Here is an 18407-nt window from a genome sequence, read left to right on the forward strand (position 1 = left end):
GCCTTCGTGAATCTTCCAGCGGATCCGGTGGGATCCGAAAACCTCAGCGCGCGAACAGTAGTGCCCGCTTGACTTCCTGGATGGCCTTGGTGACCTCGATGCCGCGGGGGCAGGCGTCGGTGCAGTTGAAGGTGGTGCGGCAGCGCCAGACGCCTTCGACGTCGTTGAGGATGTCGAGGCGTTCGCGGGCGCCTTCGTCGCGGCTGTCGAAGATGAAGCGGTGGGCGTTCACGATCGCGGCCGGGCCGAAGTAGCTGCCGTCGCTCCAGTACACGGGGCAGGAGGTGGTGCAGCAGGCGCACAGGATGCACTTGGTGGTGTCGTCGAACCGGGCGCGGTCGGCCTGGCTCTGGATACGTTCCTTGGTGGGCTCGTTACCCGAGGTGATCAGGTACGGCTTCACGGCGCGGAAGGCGTCGAAGAACGGCTCCATGTCGACGACGAGGTCCTTCTCCACGGGCAGGCCGCGGATGGGCTCGACGCTGACGGTGATGGACTTGCCGTTCTTGGGCAGCATGTCCTTCATCAGCACCTTGCAGGCCAGCCGGTTCACACCGTTGATCCGCATGGCGTCGGAACCGCACACACCGTGGGCGCAGGAACGCCGGAAGGTGAGGGTGCCGTCCAGGTAGGACTTGATGTAGATGAGCACGTTCAGGAAGCGGTCGGTCGGCAGGACCGGCACCTGGAACGACTCCCAGTGCGCGCCCTTGTCGTCCTCCGGGTTGAACCGGGCCACCTTCACGGTGATCATGACCGAGCCCTCGGGAACGGGAGCCGGCTTCTGCGAAGAGGGTGCTTCGGCAACAGCAGTCATCAGTACTTACGCTCCATCGGCTCGTAACGGGTCTGCACCACCGGCTTGAAGTCGAGGCGGATATCGGACAGCAGGTCCGTGCCCTCCTTGTAGGCCATGGTGTGGCGCATGAAGTTCACGTCGTCGCGATCCGGGTAGTCCTCGCGGGCGTGACCGCCGCGCGATTCCTTGCGGTTGAGCGCGCCGACGACGGTGACCTCTGCCAGCTCCAGCAGGAAGCCCAGCTCCACGGCCTCGAGCAGATCGCTGTTGTAGCGCTTGCCCTTGTCCTGCACCGTGATCCGCGAATACCGCTCCTTGAGCGCGTGGATATCGGTGAGGGCCTGCTTGAGCGTGTCCTCGGTGCGGAACACCGACGCGTTGTTGTCCATCGACCGCTGCAGTTCGGTGCGGATGTCGGCCACGCGCTCGTTGCCGTGGTCGGACAGGATCAGCGCCAGCCAGTCCTGCACCATCTGCGCCGGGTTCTCCGGCATGTCGACGAACTCGGTGCGCTCGGCGTACTCCGCGGCGGCGATGCCGGCGCGACGGCCGAAGACGTTGATGTCGAGCAGCGAGTTGGTGCCGAGACGGTTGGCGCCGTGCACCGACACGCAGGCGCATTCGCCGGCGGCGTAGAGGCCGGGAACGATGTCGGTGTTGTTGCGCAGCACCTCGCCGCGGATCCGGGTCGGGATACCGCCCATCACGTAGTGGCAGGTCGGGAACACCGGCACCAGTTCCTTCACCGGGTCCACACCGAGGTAGGTGCGGGAGAACTCGGTGATGTCGGGCAGCTTCTCCTCGAGCACGTCCTCGCCGAGGTGGGTCACGTCGATGTAGACGTAATCCTTGTTCGGTCCGGCGCCACGGCCTTCGAGCACCTCGAGCACCATCGAGCGGGCGACGATGTCGCGGGGCGCGAGGTCCTTGATGGTGGGGGCATAGCGTTCCATGAAGCGCTCGCCGTCGGCGTTGCGCAGGATGCCGCCCTCACCGCGGACCGCCTCGGAGATGAGGATGCCCAGGCCGGCCAGGCCTGTCGGGTGGAACTGGTGGAATTCCATGTCCTCGAGCGGCAGGCCCTTGCGGAACACGATGGCCATACCGTCACCGGTCAGCGTGTGCGCGTTCGAGGTGGTCTTGTACATCCGGCCCGAGCCGCCGGTGGCGAACACGATCGACTTGGCGTGGAAGACGTGCAGGTCGCCGGTGGCGAGCTCGTAGGCGACGATGCCGGTGGCGACCGGACCGCGCTCGGTCTCGGTGAGCACCAGGTCGAGGGCGTAGAACTCGTTGAAGAACTCGACGTCGTGCTTGACGCAGTTCTGGTACAGCGTCTGCAGGATCATGTGACCGGTGCGGTCGGCGGCGTAGCAGGCTCGGCGGACCGGGGCCTTACCGTGATCGCGGGTGTGGCCACCGAAGCGGCGCTGGTCGATCTTGCCCTCGGGGGTGCGGTTGAACGGCAGACCCATCTTCTCCAGGTCGAGCACCGCGTCGATGGCCTCCTTGGCCATGATCTCGGCGGCGTCCTGGTCGACGATGTAGTCACCACCCTTGACGGTGTCGAAGGTGTGCCACTCCCAGTTGTCCTCTTCGACGTTGGCCAGCGCCGCGCACATGCCGCCCTGCGCCGCGCCGGTGTGGCTGCGGGTGGGGTACAGCTTGGTCAGCACCGCGGTGCGCGCCCGGGGCCCGGCCTCGATCGCCGCACGCATACCCGCGCCACCGGCGCCGACGATGACGACGTCGTAGCGGTGCTCCTGAATCCGGGATTCACTCATCGGAGGTGGCCTGTTCCTAACTGATGTTGGGGTCGAAGGTGAAGATGACGTAGGTGCCGACGCCCATGACCAGGATCATCGACAGCACCAGCAGCGTGTTCAGCCAGAAGCGGGTCGAGTCCTTGCGGGAGTAGTCCGCGATCACGGTGCGCAGCCCGTTGCCGCCGTGCAGCTGGGCCAGCCACAGCATGGCCAGGTCCCAGATCTGCCAGAACGGGCTGGACCAGCGGCCGGCCACGAACGCGAAGTTCAGTCGCTTCACGCCGCCGTCGAGCAGCAGCATGATCGACATGTGGCCGATCACGAGCACGATCAGGGCCAGGCCGGAGAAGCGCATGAACAGCCACGCGTACTTCTCGAAGTTGCTGTTGGCGCGAGCGCGCGGGGAGCGGGGCAGATCCAGGCTCGCCGGGCGGTCGTAAGACTTGCCGAGTACAGGTGCGCTCATGCCAGTACCTCGCTGGCGCTCGGCACCGACATGACCGCAATGGCGGCTGTGTTCATGATTCGCTCGCTTCGCTCACTCATGGGTTATCAGTGCTCCGTGAACAGTAGGTAGAACATCCGACCGACAGCGGGCACGAGTAGCACGACCAGCAGGCCGAGGATGCCCCAGAGCATCTGGCGCTGGTAGCGCGGGCCCTTGGACCAGAAGTCCACCAGGATCACTCGCACACCGTTGAGCGCGTGGAACAGTACGCAGAAGACCAGGCCCATCTCCATGAGCGCGACGATCGGGGTCTTGTAGGTCTCGATCGCGTCGTCGTAGGTGGCGGGACTGACGCGCACCAGGGCGGTGTCCAGGACGTGCACGAAGAGGAAGAAAAAGACGGTCACGCCGGTGATCCGGTGCAGCGCCCAGGACCACATTCCGGGGTCGCCTCGGTACAGCGTCTTCCGCTTCGGCTGAGCCGGAGCTTCTATCGTGGTCATAGAGTGCGGTGCCTCCAACGTCGTTGATGGACCCGGTCGCAGATCCGACGCCGGCGCTTCGAGCCGGAAATCCGGTGCAAACCAGCTCGCGGCCACCAGGAGTTTTATCGCTTGTGGCTGCGCTCCGGCCCGCCGCCGGGAACCTGAACCGATCTGTTGTGGACTCTAATCCTCTCCGAATCGCGGAACTAATTCGGAGTGCCGCGCGTTGCGCGCATTTCCGGTAGGTTAGGGTTACCTTCCCCGGTGGGTGAGGGGTTGTGCGGTGGTCCGTCCATGCCCTGGTGCGGCCGGTTCGAGGGGAGTCGGGGATGTCCGAAATCGACTGGAAACTCCTGCGTGACAAAGCGATTGGAGTAATGCGCAACGCGTATGCCCCGTACTCGCGGTTTCCGGTCGGTGCGGCAGCTCTCTGTGCCGACGGCCGAATTGTGAGCGGTTGCAATGTGGAAAATGTCTCATACGGTCTGGGCCTTTGTGCCGAATGTGTACTCGTCGGTAACTTTCAAAGCGGCGGTGGGGGCCGCTTGCTGGCCGTATCGGTGAGCGATTCTCGCGGCGAAATCCTGATGCCGTGCGGGCGTTGCCGTCAGGTGCTCTACGAGTTCGGCGGGGCGCAGCTACTGGTGGATCATCCGAAGGGGCCGGTGCGGTTGGGGACGTTGCTGCCGGATGCGTTCGGGCCGGAGGATCTGGACGCCGGGCAGCGCTGATCGGCCGGATCCGGCTCCGTGTGGACACCCTGTAACCGGGAACGGGACACGCTGCCCGGCGACGTCAACCGCTTCGTGCAGCCGTCGCGCGGGTGAACCCGGGCCGAGACCGGTTTCGCGCGGCACGCCCGGACACCTGCTGCGAGACTGACGGGCGTGACGGCACTGGACGCGGTATCCATCATCACCACCAAACGCGACGGCGGGCAGCTGTCGGATGCGCAGATCGACTGGGTGATCGACGCCTTCACCCGGGGCGAGGTGGCCGATGAGCAGATGTCGGCGCTGGCCATGGCGGTCCTGCTGCGCGGCATGACCCGGCGGGAGACGGCACGCTGGACCGCGGCGATGATCGCCTCCGGGCAGCGGATGGACTTCACCGACCTGCCGCGCCCGACCGTCGACAAACATTCCACCGGCGGCGTCGGCGACAAGATCACCCTGCCGCTGGCACCGCTGGTCGCGGCCTGCGGTGCCGCGGTGCCGCAGCTGTCCGGGCGCGGGCTCGGCCACACCGGCGGCACGCTCGACAAGCTCGAATCCATCCCCGGCTGGCAGGCCGATCTCACCGTGCCCCGGATGCGCGAGATCCTCGCCGACCCGGCTGCGGGCGCGGTGGTGTGCGCGGCCGGCGCGGACCTGGCGCCCGCGGACAAACGCCTCTACGCACTGCGCGACGTCACCGGAACCGTCGAATCCATTCCGCTGATCGCGAGCTCGATCATGAGCAAGAAGATCGCGGAAGGCACCGGCGGGCTGGTGCTGGACGTGAAGGTCGGCGCGGGCGCGTTCATGAAGAGCGCCGAGGACGCGCGGGAGCTGGCGACCACCATGGTCGAGCTGGGGCAGGACGCCGGCGTGCGTACCGTCGCGCTGCTGACCGGGATGGACACCCCGCTCGGCCGCACCGCGGGCAATGCCCTCGAAGTGGCCGAGGCCGTGGAGGTGCTGGCCGGTGGCGGTCCCGCCGATGTCGTGGAGCTGACTCTCGCACTCGCTCGGGAGATGGTCGCGCTCGCCGGGATCGACGCCGACCCCGAGCAAGCCCTGGCCGACGGCCGCGCCATGGACCACTGGAAGGCGATGATCCGCGCCCAGGGCGGCGATCCGGACGCGCCGCTGCCGCGGGCCAGGCACACCGAGGTCGTGCGTGCGGATACCGACGGCGTGCTGACCCGCCTCGATGCGATGGGTGTCGGCCTCGCCGCTTGGCGTCTGGGTGCGGGCCGCGCGCGGCAAGGCGCGCCAGTGCAGGCGGGGGCGGGCGTGCAGATCCATGCTCGCCCCGGCGATACGGTGCGCGCCGGGAGTCCCTTGTTCACCTTGCATACGGATACGCCCGAGAGTTTCCCCGGGGCGCTCGCAGCGGTCACCGGGGCGGTGACGATCGGCGCCGAGCAGGGCGCGATCTCGGCGCCGTTGATTCTCGATCGCATTGGGTGACGGGGTGGCGGTGTTCGCGGGGCCGTTCGGTGAGCCCTGCGCGGAGCCGGCCGCGGGCGCGGCGCAGTTGCAGTCATCGCGTCGGGTGACGGTGCGGCGGTCTTCGCGGGGCACATCTCGACGAGTCCGGGGGAGCCGGAGTCGGGCGCTCCCGCAACGAGATCGCCGCCACGCATCGACTCCGCTGCCGATTCGGCGCGCTGCGGCTACCGTCAGGACATGACTGGACCGATGCCCCTGACTCTTGCCTCGATCCGCCAAGCGCCCAAGGCGTTGCTGCACGACCATCTCGACGGTGGTCTGCGCCCCGCCACGGTGCTCGAACTGGCCGCCGACTGCGGCTACGACCAGCTACCGGCCGATAACGCCGACGCGCTGGCCACCTGGTTCCGCGAGGCCGCCGACAGCGGTTCGCTGGAACGCTATCTGGAGACCTTCACCCACACCGTCGCCGTGATGCAGACCCCGGAGGGGTTGCGCCGGGTCGCCCGCGAATGTGTGGAGGATCTGGCCGCCGACGGCGTCGTCTACGCGGAGGTGCGGTTCGCGCCCGAACAGCATCTGGAGGCCGGACTGTCGCTCGACGAGGTGGTCGAGCACACCCTGGCCGGTTTCCGCGAGGGCATGGCGGCGGCCGAGGCAGCGGGCACGCCGATCGTGGCGATCTGCCTGCTGACGGCGATGCGGCACGCGGCCCGCTCGCGCGAGATCGCGGAGCTGGCCGTGCGGTTCCGCGATCAGGGCGTCGGCGGATTCGATATCGCGGGCGCCGAGGCCGGCTACCCGCCCACCCGGCACCTCGACGCGTTCGAATACCTGCGCGTCAACCACGCCCACTTCACCATCCACGCGGGCGAAGCGTTCGGCCTGCCGTCCATCCACGAGGCGCTGGCGTTCTGCGGCTGCGATCGACTCGGCCACGGCGTGCGCATCACCGACGACATCCATGTCCCCGGCGCGGTCGAAGACGCCCGGCTCGGTCTGGTCGCCAATTATGTGCGCGATATGCGCATCCCTCTCGAGCTGTGCCCGTCGTCGAATGTGCAGACCGGCGCGGTGCCCTCGCTGGATAAGCATCCGTTCGACCTGCTGGCCCGGCTGCGCTTCCGCGTCACCGTCAATACCGACAACCGGCTGATGAGCGACACCACCATGAGCGCGGAGATGCTGAAGCTGGTCGAGACTTTCGGCTACGGCTGGAGCGATCTGGAACGTTTCACCATCAATGCGATGAAGTCGGCGTTCATCCCGTTCCCGGAGCGGCTGCGCATCATCGACGACATCATCAAGCCGGGGTATGCGGTGCTGCTGGGATAGGGCCGGGAGCCGGGCGCGGCGACAGCCGGCCTGCTCCGCAGCACCCACGGATGCGCACGCGCCGGACCGGATGCGACAACTCCGCGCGTCTGGACGATGGCCGGTCGCCGGGAGCGAACCGAACGGCGTCACGAGCAACGGTTAGTTTGAGTTCGTGACAGAATTGCGGATATCTCCCCGGTTCAATGGTCCTTCCGGCTCCGGCAACGGCGGTTATGTGGCCGGTCTGGTCGCACACCACGCTGGGATGCCGGCCCAGGAAGAGAGCGGAACGGCGCTGGTGGCCTCGGCCGAATCGGCGCCGGTCCGGGTTATGCTGCGCGCGCCCGCGCCGCTCGATGTGCCGTTGGCGATGCGGGCGGGCGGGCTGTACGACGGCGAGACCGTCATCGCCGAAGCCGCGGCCGGCGCGTTCGAGCGTGCGGTACCGGAGGCGGTGTCCTTCGACGACGCCGACACCGCTGCTGCCGCCTACCAGAACGACAGTGAGATGTTCCGGTACTGCTTCGTCTGCGGGACCGCCCGCACCGATGGTCTGGGGCTCGCGCCGGGCGAGGTCCGGCCGGGCGTGGTCGCCGCACCGTGGGTACCCGACGAGTCGCTCCGTATCGATCCGACGCTGCTGTGGGCCGCGATGGATTGTCCCGGCGGGTGGGCGCTGCCGGAGATGCTGGAGCGTCCCGCCCTGCTCGGATCGATGACGGCGAGCGTGTTCGCGCTGCCCGAGGTGGGGGAGAAGTGTGTCGTCGTCGGCGCCGAGCAGGGTGAACAGGGGCGCAAATCGTATGCCTCCACCGCCGTCTACGGTGCCGACAGGCGTCTGCTCGGGCGGGCCGAGCAGATCTGGATCCGGCTGAACCGGGCATCGCACTGACGCCCGGCCCGGCCGGACCGGGTCACTGCGGGTTGAGCCGGGACTCGAAGTTGCGTTCCAGCTCCCGCCAGGCCTGCGCCTCGGCGGTGAACGGCGGGTTCGGCGCCATCCGGGACGGGTCCGGGTTCAGCAGGTAGGAGACGTACCAGCCGAGCGGGGTGGACTGGGCCAGGCCCTGCTCCACCGCATCGTCGTCGGCGTAGTCGGCGGCATCGGTGAACAGTTCGACGGCCAGGTCGAGCTGTTCGATATCGACCGATTCGGGCCCGTCGCCGAGATCCTCGGCCAGGCCGGGCAGCACGTAGACGTTCTCGTCGGTGACCTCGACCTCGAGCGATCCGTCGACGGCCGCGGTCTGCACCTCACCGAAGGTGGAGACCCGGGCCAGATCGTGTTCGTGATCGTCGGCCAGGTAGCGCGCCAGCGCGCGCTCGGAACCGAAGACCGTGATGGTGCCCTTGCTGCCGAGGAAGATCGGCTCGTCGTCGAGGTAGCAGCGCAGCGTGAAGTAGGTGCCCTCGCCGGTGACGATCTTGATCGGGTCGATGCCGACCTCGTTCCAGAACGATTCGTCCTCGTCCTCGTCCTCGTTGTCCTCGGTGAGGTCTACCGGCTCGTAATCGTTGTCGCTGTCGGCCGCGTCGTCGGCCTCGACGACGTTCTCCTCGGCGGCCAGCAGTTCGGCCTCGGCCACCGCAACCGCCTCGGCGTCCACATCGGGGGTCTGCACCACCGAGTCGATGGCGTCGACCACGGCGTCCCAGTCCTTGGCGATGGCGGCGCCGATCTGATCCCAGAGTTCCTCACCGTCGCGGCCCAGGAAGGCATTGATGCCGCTGGGCAGCGCGCCGAGCACCGGATGCGAGCCGAAGAACTTGGTCACCACCTCCAGCTCGCACACCTCGCCGATATTGCGCACCATGGCGAGGGTGTCCTCGAGTTCGGCGACGATCTCGGCATCCGGATCGCCCGCGACCAGCTCGGGAACCCCGATGAGGTCGAAGGTGAAGTTGTCCTCCGGCTCCAGCTCCACCGCCGACAACCCGGCCACGACCTTCCAGGCCGGATGGTCGACCAGATCGTTGTCGGTATCGGTCCGGATGAACGCCGCTAGCTCGGCGACCGACTCGAAACCGTAGAGGGCGTCCTCGTGGCCGAGGAACGCCTCCCACTCGTCGTCACCGTCACGCCAGCGCGGTGCCCACAGGGTGACGAGATCGCCGTCGGTCAGACCGAGCTCGATCGGGACGATGTCTCCAGAAGCCATGTGCCGAAGCCTATCGAGCTTCTGGCTCAGGCACTATCCGGGCTGGCCCCAACGGTGCCCGTGGCGGTCGGCGACTCGGGCGCGAACGACTCGTTCAGTGCGGCAACGACGTTCGAACGCTGCCCGCCTGCGTCTTCGGCGGCCTGCCGGCAGGCCCAGATGATGAGCTGGGCGACCTCGGCGGGCGGCAGCGACGTGACGGTCTCCGCCAGCGACAACGCGACCAGCGCGCCGTCGCTGTTCACCTCGGCGCTGACCATGCCGTCCTCGGTGGTGAACCGCCCGCGCACCTGCTTGAGGCCGTACAGCGCCGCCTCGAGCGCCTCGAGCTTCGCCGTGGCCCCGGCGACCAGGGCATCCATTTCCGCACTCATGCTGCGTCCTCTCGGTGTTCGCAGGCGCACTCCGTGGTTACGCGCGCTGCCTCCTCCGTGCGCTGACTGCTCACACCGGCCTCATCCAGCTCGTCTGTCCCGTGTCGGCGTCATCGATGCGATCCAGCTCGTCCACCGCCTGCTGGCGCGTGGGCAGGCCGAGCCGGTCGAGGATGTCGTCGGGCATGCCCGATTCGGCGAGTACCTCGCGGCGGCGGGCCTTGGCGGCGACGGTCGAGCGCTGGGTGAGGCGCAGGATCTCCGCGGCGAGAGCCTGTGCGCCGTAACGGTATTCGCTGCGCTCGAACTTGATCTCCACCGGCATCCCCTGGTCGGTGGCCCGGACCGAGATGGTGCCGGATCGGTTACTGCTGGCCGCCACGGTGACGTTGGGGATGGCGGGCTGCTGTTCGCTCATTCGGTAGGCCTGTAGAAGCCGTAGAACTCCATGTCCAAGTTCTCCGTTCGGATAGCGCTGATGGAGACCGGGTCACCGGCCTCGACGAGTTGACCGTTGCCGACGACCATGGCGACGTGGCCGTCCCAGACCGCCAGGTCGCCCGGCATGAGGTCGCCTGGCGACACCTGGGTGTGTCCGATGTGCTGTTCCTGGGCCAGTCGCGGCAGTTCGACGCCGGCCTCGCCGTAGGCGTACTTCGTCAGGCCACTGCAATCGATGCCCGCGCCGGGGGTGTTGCCGCCCCACACGTAGGGCGTGCCTACCGCGCCGATCGCGGCCTTGACCGCCGTGGCGGCCTTTTCGTTGGGGGCCTCCACCTGGCTGCCGTCGGGCAGGGTGATCATCACGCCCTCGCCGGTGGCCTTGCCGCTGGTGGTGGTGCCGGAGCCGGACTTCGACGCCGAGCTGGTAGCGGTGCGGCTGCCGGAGCTGCTGCTGCGCGAGCCCGAGCTGGTGGACGAGGATCCCATCACCGTGCTGAGCACCGAGCCCGCGGTGCCCATGACACCCGAGGCCATCGAACCGAGGCCGGAGGTGGCGGCACTGATCGGCGCGGCCACGCTGGCGGGCGCGGTGGACGGGGGCGGGGCCAGCTGCTGCATCGACGCGGTGTGCGTGGACAGCTCGTTCTGTACCCGGCCGACCACGCCGAGCGCCTGGCCGAGATGGTCGATGGCCGAACCGACGAGCATGCTCAGCCCGACCGGTGTGCCCAGCGTGGGGCCCGCGGCCACGGCCGTGTCGACGAAGGACTGCGCGATGGCGGTGAGGTCTTTCTGCCCGGTCTCGACCTCGGCCGCGGCCTGCCCGACCACCGTCGACATCTCGTTGCCGCGGTCGGAGATGGTGGCGGCGCTGGTCTGCACACGCAGGGCCTTGGAGGTCGCCGCGTCGGCGCCCTTGCCGTCCCACACATTGTTCATCTGATTGATGCTGTTGCGGCCCAGCTCGTGCACCTGGTCGATCGCGGTGGAGGTGGTGCGCAGCGCATCGCCGGGACCACCGACGGGAAGCACACCGGTACCGAAACTGGCGAGCAGATCGAAGATCGGTTTCGCCAGCACATTGATGTCGATCACCGGCTCACCCTTCGGCGGACGTGGTCCGCAGCGAGTCGGCGATATCGGTGTCGGTGCTGTCGTAGTTGGCGGCCGCACCCACCGCGGCGGTGCTCATGCTCGACACCACGGCCGACAACTGGCCGATCGCGGCGACATGGCCTGCGTGCGTGGCGGCGTAGGCGGCCATGAAATCACCGCCGATCAGACCGAAGATCGGGCCGAGTAGCGCGGGGCCCGCACCCGCGGCGCCCGCTCCCGCCGCCGCGAGCTCGCCCGCCATCACCCCGGCGGTGGCACCGTACGCGGCGATGCCCTCGGTATCCGCTGAGATCCTCTTCATCAGAGCTTCCCCCATCGTCTTCGTTTCCGGGCAGAGTATGTCATCTACCTGATTCGACGCAGCGATCCGCCGATCGGTTCCAGATCGTCGGAAAAAGTTTTCGGCGACTACGGCGGCGAACCGTGTCTCGACTTTATCGTTCCTTCATGCGTACGCACACTGTGGATCACCCGCTCGCCGCGGTTCTGCTGACCGTTCTGCGGGACGAGCGCACCCCCAACTCGGCGTTTCGTTCGGCGTTGCGCGACTTGACGGGCCTGCTGATCTATGAGGCGCTGCGCGACGCGCCGTTGAGCCGTTTCGACATCAACACGCCGATCACCGTCACTCAGGGGGCGCGCTTGGCGCAGCCGCCACTGCTGGTGCCGGTCTTGCGGGCCGGGCTCGGAATGGTCGATGCCGCTGCGGCACTCATTCCGGACGCACGGGTCGGTTTCGTCGGCATCGCCCGCGACGAGAGCACCCATCAGCCGGTGCCGTACCTGGAATCGCTGCCCGCCGACCTGTCCGGGATGCCGGTGTTCGTGCTGGATCCGATGCTGGCCACCGGTGGTTCCATGCGGCACACCCTGGAATTGCTCGCCGAACGCGGCGCCACCGACATCACCGCGCTGTGTGTGGTCTCGGCGCCGGAAGGGGTTGCGCTGCTGGAGAGTTCCGGGCTACCGGTGCAGCTGATCACGGCGGCCATCGATACCGGGCTCAATGCCGACGCCTACATCGTTCCCGGACTCGGCGATGCGGGTGACCGGCAGTTCGGGCCGCGCTGAGCGACTGCCCTGGACGATGCGGGCCCCCTGCGCTCACGATGAGCGGCCGAGTCCCTCACAGTACGAGCGCAGTTCACGCAACTGTTGTGCGGCAACCGTTCTCGCCTCGTCGAGCGCATCCGGCCCGGCCACCGGCCGCACGACTTCGAGATAGCACTTGAGTTTGGGTTCGGTCCCGGACGGGCGGGTCACCACCCGCGCCGATTCGCCCTCGAAGATCAGTGCGTCGGTGCGCATCCGGCCGCGCACGGTGCTCAGGTCGGTGACCCGTACGGCCATCCCGGCGATGACGTCCGGCGGCGTCGCGCGCAATCGCGCCAGCAGCGCCGCCGCGCTCGCCTGATCGGCCAGCCGCAACGAGACCTGATCGCCCGCGTGCACGCCGAATTCGACCGCGTAGGCGTCGAGTTCGTCGATCAGGGTCCGTCCGGCCGCTTTCAGCCGGGCCACCAGGTCCGCGGCCAGCACCGCCGCGGAGATGCCGTCCTTGTCGCGCACCGCGGCCGGGTCGGCGCAGTGGCCGATGGCCTCCTCGTAGGCGTAGACCAGGCCCTCGCCCGCGCGGGCCAGCCATTTGAAACCGGTCAGCGTCTCGGCGTAGCGGGCGCCGCGCGCGGGCGCGAGCCGCGACAGCAGCCGTGAGGAGACGATCGTCGTCGCGACCAGGGAATCGGCAGGCGCCGTGCCGAGCACGTAATCGGCCAGCAGCACACCGGTTTCGTCGCCGCGCAGCATCCGGAACCTGCCGTCCGGGCCGGGCACGCCGACGGCACACCGGTCGGCATCGGGATCGAGTGCGATGGCGAGATCGGAATCCACCCGTTCGGCGAGGGCGAGCAGTAGGTCGGTGGCGCCCGGCTCCTCGGGGTTCGGGAAGGCGACGGTCGGGAAGTCCGGATCGGGTTCGAACTGCTCGTCCACCACGTGCACATCGGTGAATCCGGCCGCGGCCAGGGCGGTCCGGGCGGTTTCGCCACCGACGCCGTGCAGTGGGGTGAGCGCGATCCGGATCTCCGCACGTTCACCCGGCCCGCCGATCAGCTTCGGCAGCGCGGTCACCCGGTCCAGGTAGCGCTGGACGAGCTCAGCGCCGGACGGTTCGACCGGTGTGCGCGCGATCGGCTCGGTCACCGCCTCGATCCGTGCTTCGATCTCGGTGTCGGCGGGCGCCAGCAGTTGGGCGCCGCCGTCGAGATAGACCTTGTAGCCGTTGTCGGTGGCCGGATTGTGCGAGGCGGTGATCTGGACCCCGGCCACCGCGCCCAGCTCGCGCACGGCGAAGGCGGTCACCGGGGTGGGCAGCGGTTCGGGCAGCAGCGTCACCGGGAAACCGGCGGCGGCGAAGATCTCCGCGGTTGCGGTGGCGAACTCGGCCGAACCGTGCCGGGCGTCGCGGCCGACGACCACGCGGCCACCGCCGAGACAACGCTCGCGCAGCCAGTCCGCGATGCCCGCCGTCGCCCGGCTCACCGTGGTCACGTTCATCCCGTCGGGGCCCTCGCGCAGTGGCCCGCGCAGCCCGGCCGTCCCGAAGCGCAGCATCTACAGCTGCTCCAGCACGCCGCGCAGCAGCTTGCCCAGCCGCGGCGCCGCCGCCCGGCCCTCGGCCAGCACCTCGGCATGCGAGAGCGCCTCGCCGGTGACGCCTGCGGCCAGATTGGTGACCAGGGAGATGCCGAGCAGCCTGGCGTCGAGGGCCCGGCACGCGATGGCCTCGAGCACGGTGGACATGCCGACCAGATCGGCGCCCATCGTGGCCAGCATCTTGATCTCGGCGGGAGTCTCGTACTGCGGCCCGTGCAGGCCGGCGTACACACCCTCGGTCAGCGACGGATCCACCCGCTTGGCCAGCTCGCGCAGCTGCGGGTCCCAGGCGTCGACCATGTTCACGAACGTCGCGCCGGACAGCGGGGTGCGGCCGGTGAGATTGATGTGATCGCTGATCAGCACTGGTTCGCCGACGTGCAGACCGGGCCGGATCCCGCCGGCGGCATTGGTGAGCAGCACGGTCTGCGCGCCCGCGGCGACGGCGGCGCGCACCGGGCGCACCACGTCGTCGGGGGCGTGGCCCTCGTACAGATGCTGGCGGCCCATGAGCACCAGCACCGGGGTGTCGCCGACCGGAATCGAATGCACCATGCCCACGTGCCCCAGCGCGGTGGGCACGGCGATACCGGGCAATTCCGCCATCGACACCGAGGCAGTGGGCGTTCCGATCTCGGCGACGGCGTCCTGCCAGCCCGATCCGAGCACCACCGCGACGGGGTGGCGCGGCACTCCGGTCTGTTCCGCGATCGCCGCGGCAGCCTGTTCGGCAAGCATGACGGCAACTGTATCGGCCCGCGCCCGGCTGGGCCGGTCCGATGAGGTGACCGAACCCACCCGGGGTCTTGCTACCCGTGAGTAGGACCAGGCCGCCGGTACCGATACGCTGCACGCATGCCGTATCTGGAACGTGATGGGGATGTGTTCGTGCTCTACCTCGGCAACGAGGGACAGACCGACAGCGAGAACCGCTTCCACCCGGACTGGATCGCCGAGATCCACGCCCACCTCGACACCGTCGAGGCGTCCGAGGGTCCCGCCGCACTGGTCACCACCGCCACCGGCAAGTTCTTCAGCAACGGCCTCGACACCGACTGGCTGTTCGGCAACCTCGATCAGATGCACGGCTACCTCGACCGCGTGCATTCGATCTACACCCGGCTGCTGACCTTCCCGATGGCGACCGTCGCCGCCATCAACGGCCACGCCTTCGGCGCCGGCGCCATGCTCGCCACCTCGCACGACTTCCGGCTGATGCGCGCCGACCGCGGCTTCTACAGCCTGCCCGAGGTGCACCTGGGCATGCCGTTCACCATCGGCATGAACGCCCTGCTCACCGAGCGGCTCACCAACCAGGTCGCGGTCAAGGCGATGACGACCGGGCATCGCTTCCCGGCCGACGAGGCCATCGCCGCGGGCATCGTCGACGGTAAGGCCGATGCCGACGCGCTGGTGGCCGCGGCGGTCGCGCAGGCGGCAGCGCTGACCGGTAACCGCAAGCCGAACCTGCCGGTGATCAAGCGCGCCCTGCACGCCAACGCGCTGGCCGGGCTCGCCGTGCCGACCACCCCGGAGAACCTGGCGTTCGCCGCCGGATAATCGCGCGGGCCCGCTGCCGCCACGCCACGGCCATGGCGGCCTGCGAACCGGTCGGTGCTCAGTGCGACACTGAATGCCATGTCACCCCCGCGCAGCGGCCGGTCCGACCAGCGCAGCGCCGATCCGATTCGGCGCGGCGAGGCTGCCACGCGTCACGGTGACGGGCAAGCGCGCCCGGACACCACCCTCGTGCGCGCGGCCGACGCGGCCATCGCCGCCGCCCGCGATGAGCTGATCGGGCTGTCCCATTCGATCCACGCCGAACCGGAACTGGCCTTCGAGGAGAATCGCAGCGTCGCCAAGGTGATCGCGCCGCTGGCCGCGCGCGGATTCGAGATCGAGACCGGCGTAGCCGGCCTGCCCACCGCGTTCCGCGCCAGCTACGGCAGCGGGGAACTCACCGTCGGGCTGTGCGCCGAATACGATGCGCTGCCCGAGATCGGGCACGCCTGCGGGCACAACATCATCGCCGCGAGTACCACCGGCGCGGCGCTGGGCCTGGCCGAGGTGGCCGACGCGCTCGGCATCACCGTCGTCGTGCTCGGCACGCCGGCCGAGGAGAGCGGCGGCGGCAAGATCCTGATGCTCGAACGCGGCGCCTTCGACGACATCGCGATGGCGATGATGGCCCACCCCGGCCCCTACGACATCGTCGGCGCCCGCTCGCTCGCGCTGGCCGACCTGTCGGTGGTGTTCCACGGCCGCGAAGCGCACGCCAGCGCCGCACCGGAACAGGGCCGCAACGCCGGCGACGCGGTCACTGTGGCGCAGGTCGCCATCGGCCTGCTGCGCCAGCACCTGCGGCCCGGCCAGCAACTGCACGGTATAGTCGGCGACGGTGGCGTAGCCCCCAACATCGTGCCCGGACGTGCGGAACTGCTGTACTACCTACGCGCAGCCGACTCCACATCCCTCGGCGAACTGATGCGGCGAGCATCCGATTGCTTCGAGGCGGGCGCCCTCGCGACCGGCTGCACCCACGACATACGGACGCTTGCGCCCACCTATACCGAGCTCACCCCCGATCCGGCACTACTGTCTGCCTATCGAGAGCAGATCGCCGGCCTGGGACGGACGCCGATCGCGCCGGAGCTCGAAGCGCAGCGTCCGCTCGGGAGCACGGACATGGGCAACGTCACCAACGTCATCCCGGGGATACACCCGGTCATCGGGATCGATGCCGATGGTGCGGTGACGCATCAGCCCGGTTTCGCCGCGGCCAGCGTCAACGCCTCGGCCGACCGAGCGGTGATCGACGCGGCGACGGCGCTGGCGCGTACCGCGATCGCGGTTGCCGGCGATGCACTACACAGGGACAGGTTGTTGCAACGGCTCGTTCAGCGACAGGAGGACATTCGGTGAGTAGCCCGGCGGCGCGAGCGACAGGGCCGGAAGAGGCGGCGCGCGTAAGCACGGAGGTACCCGTGACCACCAAGGCCACCGGGGGCGCCGCCCTATCGAACGCAGCGCGCACCGGCCAGGACGTGGTGGACGCCTGGCTGGCCGAGCACACCGTCGATCTGATCCAGTGGCGCCGCCACATCCACGCCAACCCGGAGCTGTCGCGCACCGAGTTCGGCACCACCGAATTCGTCGCCACCTGGCTCACCAAGGCCGGTCTGACCCCGCGCGTGCTGCCCGGCGGCACCGGCGTCATCTGCGATATCGGCCCGGAGACCCCGCGCATCGCATTGCGCGCCGATATGGACGCCCTGCCGATGCAGGAGTTCACCGGCCTGAGCTTCGCCTCCACCGTCCCCGGTGTCTCGCACGCGTGCGGTCACGACGCGCACACCACCATCCTGCTGGGTACCGCGCTGGCGCTGGCCGAGGCAGAGCTGCCGGTCGGCGTGCGGCTGGTGTTCCAGCCGGCCGAAGAGGTGATGCCGGGCGGTGCGCTCGATGTCGTCGCCGCCGGCGCGATGGAGGGCGTGGACCGGATCTTCGCGCTGCACTGCGATCCGCGGCTCGAGGTGGGCCGGGTCGGCGTGCGGGTGGGCGCGATCACCTCGGCCGCCGACACCGTCGAGCTGGTGCTGGATTCGCCCGGCGGGCACACCTCGCGTCCGCATCTGACCAGTGACCTGGTCTACGCCATCGGCACCGTGATCACCGGGCTGCCCGGCCTGCTCAGCCGCCGCATCGATCCGCGCACCAGCACCGTGATGGTGTGGGGTGCGGTCAGCGCGGGCAAGGCACCCAACGCCATCCCGCAGACCGGCATGCTCACCGGCACCGTGCGCACCGGCGATCACGCCACCTGGTCCCTGCTGGAGCCGATGGTGCATGAGATCGTCGACGGCCTGCTGGCGCCCACCGGCGTGCGCTATCAGCTCAACTACCGCCGCGGCGTGCCGCCGGTGGTCAACGACGAGCACTCCACCCGGATGTTCGAGCAGGCCATCCGCGCCGTCGGCCCCGACGCGCTGGCCGACACCCCGCAATCCGGCGGCGGCGAAGACTTCTCCTGGTACCTCGAGGAGGTCCCGGGTGCGATGGCGCGGCTGGGCGTGTGGTCCGGCGAGGGCGATCAGCTCGACCTGCACCAGCCCACCTTCGACATCGACGAACGAGCGCTGGCCGTGGGTGTGCGGGTGCTGAGCAATATCGTGTTGCAGGCCGGCTGAGACTCAGGCCGAGAAGTTCCCCGGGCCGACGTTGCGGCTGTTGCGGGTGCGCAGGGCGTGCACGTACTCCTCGGGTGCGCCCGCCTTCTCCGCGGCGTCGGCCATCACGCCGAGGTAGCGCGCCGACGGCAGCCCGCCCTCATAGGCGTCGAGGACGTACAGCCAAGCCAGGATGGGTTCGGTGCCGCTGCCCGGATTCGGGGTGACGCGCAGCCGGATCTTGCGGTGGATACCGAAATCCGAGCCCTCCCAGCGGTCCAGGCGCTGCTCGTCCTCGGGGGAGACGTCGTAGAGCACGACGAACACCCGGGAACCGGGTTCCTCGACGACGGTGGCGAGCGGGCCTTCCCAGCCGATGTCGTCACCACTGAAGGTGAGGCGCCAGCCCTCCAGCCACCCCGTCCCGAACATCGGGGAGTGCGGACAGCGCTCGAGCATCTGGGACGAGTCCATGTTGGACCCGTAAGCGGCGTAGATCGGCACGAGGAAAGGGTAACCGGT

The 18407-nt window shown here is 68.9% G+C and carries 20 protein-coding genes; 8 read left to right on the forward strand and 12 right to left on the reverse strand.

Translation table 11 applies throughout. The features are described from left to right. Positions 1–43: 43 nt before the first annotated feature. From NOCYR_RS05105 to sdhC, 4 genes are all read right to left on the reverse strand, one after another. Positions 44–817 carry a succinate dehydrogenase iron-sulfur subunit gene (locus tag NOCYR_RS05105; protein WP_048832877.1) on the reverse strand — a complete coding sequence of 258 codons (774 nt, stop codon included), beginning with the start codon at positions 815–817 and terminating at the stop codon, positions 44–46. Then, a complete protein-coding gene (gene sdhA, locus NOCYR_RS05110) occupies positions 817–2583 on the reverse strand; it encodes a succinate dehydrogenase flavoprotein subunit (RefSeq protein ID WP_014349288.1) in 1767 nt (588 codons plus the stop codon). The genes NOCYR_RS05105 and sdhA overlap by 1 nt, the downstream gene beginning before the upstream one ends. 16 nt (positions 2584–2599) lie before the next feature. Then, positions 2600–3031 carry a succinate dehydrogenase hydrophobic membrane anchor subunit gene (locus NOCYR_RS05115; protein ID WP_014349289.1) on the reverse strand — a complete coding sequence of 144 codons (432 nt, stop codon included), beginning with the start codon at positions 3029–3031 and terminating at the stop codon, positions 2600–2602. Positions 3032–3117: 86 nt separating this feature from the next. Next, positions 3118–3516 carry a succinate dehydrogenase, cytochrome b556 subunit gene (sdhC, locus tag NOCYR_RS05120; RefSeq protein ID WP_081505318.1) on the reverse strand — a complete coding sequence of 133 codons (399 nt, stop codon included), beginning with the start codon at positions 3514–3516 and terminating at the stop codon, positions 3118–3120. 311 nt (positions 3517–3827) lie between these two features. Here sdhC and NOCYR_RS05125 point away from each other — a divergent pair, with 311 nt between their 5' ends. The 4 genes from NOCYR_RS05125 (at position 3828) to NOCYR_RS05140 (ending at position 7863) form a co-directional block, all read left to right on the forward strand. Beyond that, on the forward strand, positions 3828–4229 hold the full coding sequence (locus NOCYR_RS05125; RefSeq protein ID WP_048832879.1) for a cytidine deaminase: 402 nt from the start codon (positions 3828–3830) through the stop codon (positions 4227–4229). 156 nt (positions 4230–4385) lie between these two features. Next, on the forward strand, positions 4386–5672 hold the full coding sequence (locus NOCYR_RS05130; protein ID WP_014349292.1) for a thymidine phosphorylase: 1287 nt from the start codon (positions 4386–4388) through the stop codon (positions 5670–5672). Positions 5673–5891: 219 nt separating this feature from the next. Continuing rightward, positions 5892–6989, forward strand: a complete 1098-nt coding sequence (locus NOCYR_RS05135) for an adenosine deaminase (protein ID WP_048832880.1) — start codon at positions 5892–5894, stop codon at positions 6987–6989. A gap of 247 nt (positions 6990–7236) precedes the next feature. After that, positions 7237–7863, forward strand: coding sequence for a hypothetical protein (locus NOCYR_RS05140; protein WP_014349294.1), 627 nt, complete (start codon positions 7237–7239; stop codon positions 7861–7863). Between the two features lie 22 nt (positions 7864–7885). Here NOCYR_RS05140 and NOCYR_RS05145 read toward each other — a convergent pair whose 3' ends face one another. The 5 genes from NOCYR_RS05145 to NOCYR_RS05165 all read right to left on the reverse strand — a co-directional run bounded on the left by NOCYR_RS05145 (position 7886) and on the right by NOCYR_RS05165 (position 11365). After that, the gene (locus NOCYR_RS05145) at positions 7886–9130 is read right to left on the reverse strand and encodes a hypothetical protein (RefSeq protein WP_014349295.1); all 1245 of its coding nucleotides are present in this window, start codon (positions 9128–9130) and stop codon (positions 7886–7888) included. A gap of 26 nt (positions 9131–9156) precedes the next feature. Beyond that, positions 9157–9504 (reverse strand): YbaB/EbfC family nucleoid-associated protein, encoded by a 348-nt coding sequence (locus NOCYR_RS05150; RefSeq protein WP_014349296.1) that lies wholly within the window; start codon positions 9502–9504, stop codon positions 9157–9159. A 70-nt stretch (positions 9505–9574) separates the two neighbouring features. Continuing rightward, positions 9575–9922, reverse strand: coding sequence for a hypothetical protein (locus NOCYR_RS05155; RefSeq protein ID WP_014349297.1), 348 nt, complete (start codon positions 9920–9922; stop codon positions 9575–9577). Next, positions 9919–11043 carry a C40 family peptidase gene (locus NOCYR_RS05160; protein ID WP_014349298.1) on the reverse strand — a complete coding sequence of 375 codons (1125 nt, stop codon included), beginning with the start codon at positions 11041–11043 and terminating at the stop codon, positions 9919–9921. The genes NOCYR_RS05155 and NOCYR_RS05160 overlap by 4 nt, the downstream gene beginning before the upstream one ends. Positions 11044–11047: 4 nt before the next feature. Next, the gene (locus NOCYR_RS05165) at positions 11048–11365 is read right to left on the reverse strand and encodes a type VII secretion target (RefSeq protein WP_014349299.1); all 318 of its coding nucleotides are present in this window, start codon (positions 11363–11365) and stop codon (positions 11048–11050) included. A 146-nt stretch (positions 11366–11511) separates the two neighbouring features. Between NOCYR_RS05165 and upp the strand changes: the two genes are divergently transcribed. Next, positions 11512–12135 (forward strand): uracil phosphoribosyltransferase, encoded by a 624-nt coding sequence (gene upp / locus NOCYR_RS05170; protein WP_048832882.1) that lies wholly within the window; start codon positions 11512–11514, stop codon positions 12133–12135. A gap of 33 nt (positions 12136–12168) precedes the next feature. Here the strand turns inward: upp and NOCYR_RS05175 are convergent, their stop codons facing one another. Then, positions 12169–13677, reverse strand: a complete 1509-nt coding sequence (locus tag NOCYR_RS05175) for a phospho-sugar mutase (protein ID WP_014349301.1) — start codon at positions 13675–13677, stop codon at positions 12169–12171. Then, positions 13678–14457: a purine-nucleoside phosphorylase gene (locus NOCYR_RS05180; RefSeq protein WP_014349302.1), complete on the reverse strand. Its 780-nt coding sequence runs from the start codon at positions 14455–14457 to the stop codon at positions 13678–13680. Between the two features lie 117 nt (positions 14458–14574). Between NOCYR_RS05180 and NOCYR_RS05185 the strand changes: the two genes are divergently transcribed. The 3 genes from NOCYR_RS05185 to NOCYR_RS05195 all read left to right on the forward strand — a co-directional run bounded on the left by NOCYR_RS05185 (position 14575) and on the right by NOCYR_RS05195 (position 17906). Next, the gene (locus NOCYR_RS05185; protein WP_014349303.1) at positions 14575–15279 is read left to right on the forward strand and encodes an enoyl-CoA hydratase-related protein; all 705 of its coding nucleotides are present in this window, start codon (positions 14575–14577) and stop codon (positions 15277–15279) included. Positions 15280–15357: 78 nt separating this feature from the next. Continuing rightward, on the forward strand, positions 15358–16641 hold the full coding sequence (locus NOCYR_RS05190; protein WP_014349304.1) for a M20 family metallopeptidase: 1284 nt from the start codon (positions 15358–15360) through the stop codon (positions 16639–16641). A 122-nt stretch (positions 16642–16763) separates the two neighbouring features. Beyond that, positions 16764–17906: a M20 family metallopeptidase gene (locus NOCYR_RS05195; RefSeq protein WP_048833924.1), complete on the forward strand. Its 1143-nt coding sequence runs from the start codon at positions 16764–16766 to the stop codon at positions 17904–17906. A 3-nt stretch (positions 17907–17909) separates the two neighbouring features. Here the strand turns inward: NOCYR_RS05195 and NOCYR_RS05200 are convergent, their stop codons facing one another. Continuing rightward, positions 17910–18389: a gamma-glutamylcyclotransferase gene (locus NOCYR_RS05200; protein WP_014349306.1), complete on the reverse strand. Its 480-nt coding sequence runs from the start codon at positions 18387–18389 to the stop codon at positions 17910–17912. Between the last annotated feature and the right edge of the window lie 18 nt (positions 18390–18407).

Source organism: Nocardia cyriacigeorgica GUH-2, from assembly GCF_000284035.1.
Taxonomy (GTDB): domain Bacteria; phylum Actinomycetota; class Actinomycetes; order Mycobacteriales; family Mycobacteriaceae; genus Nocardia; species Nocardia cyriacigeorgica_B.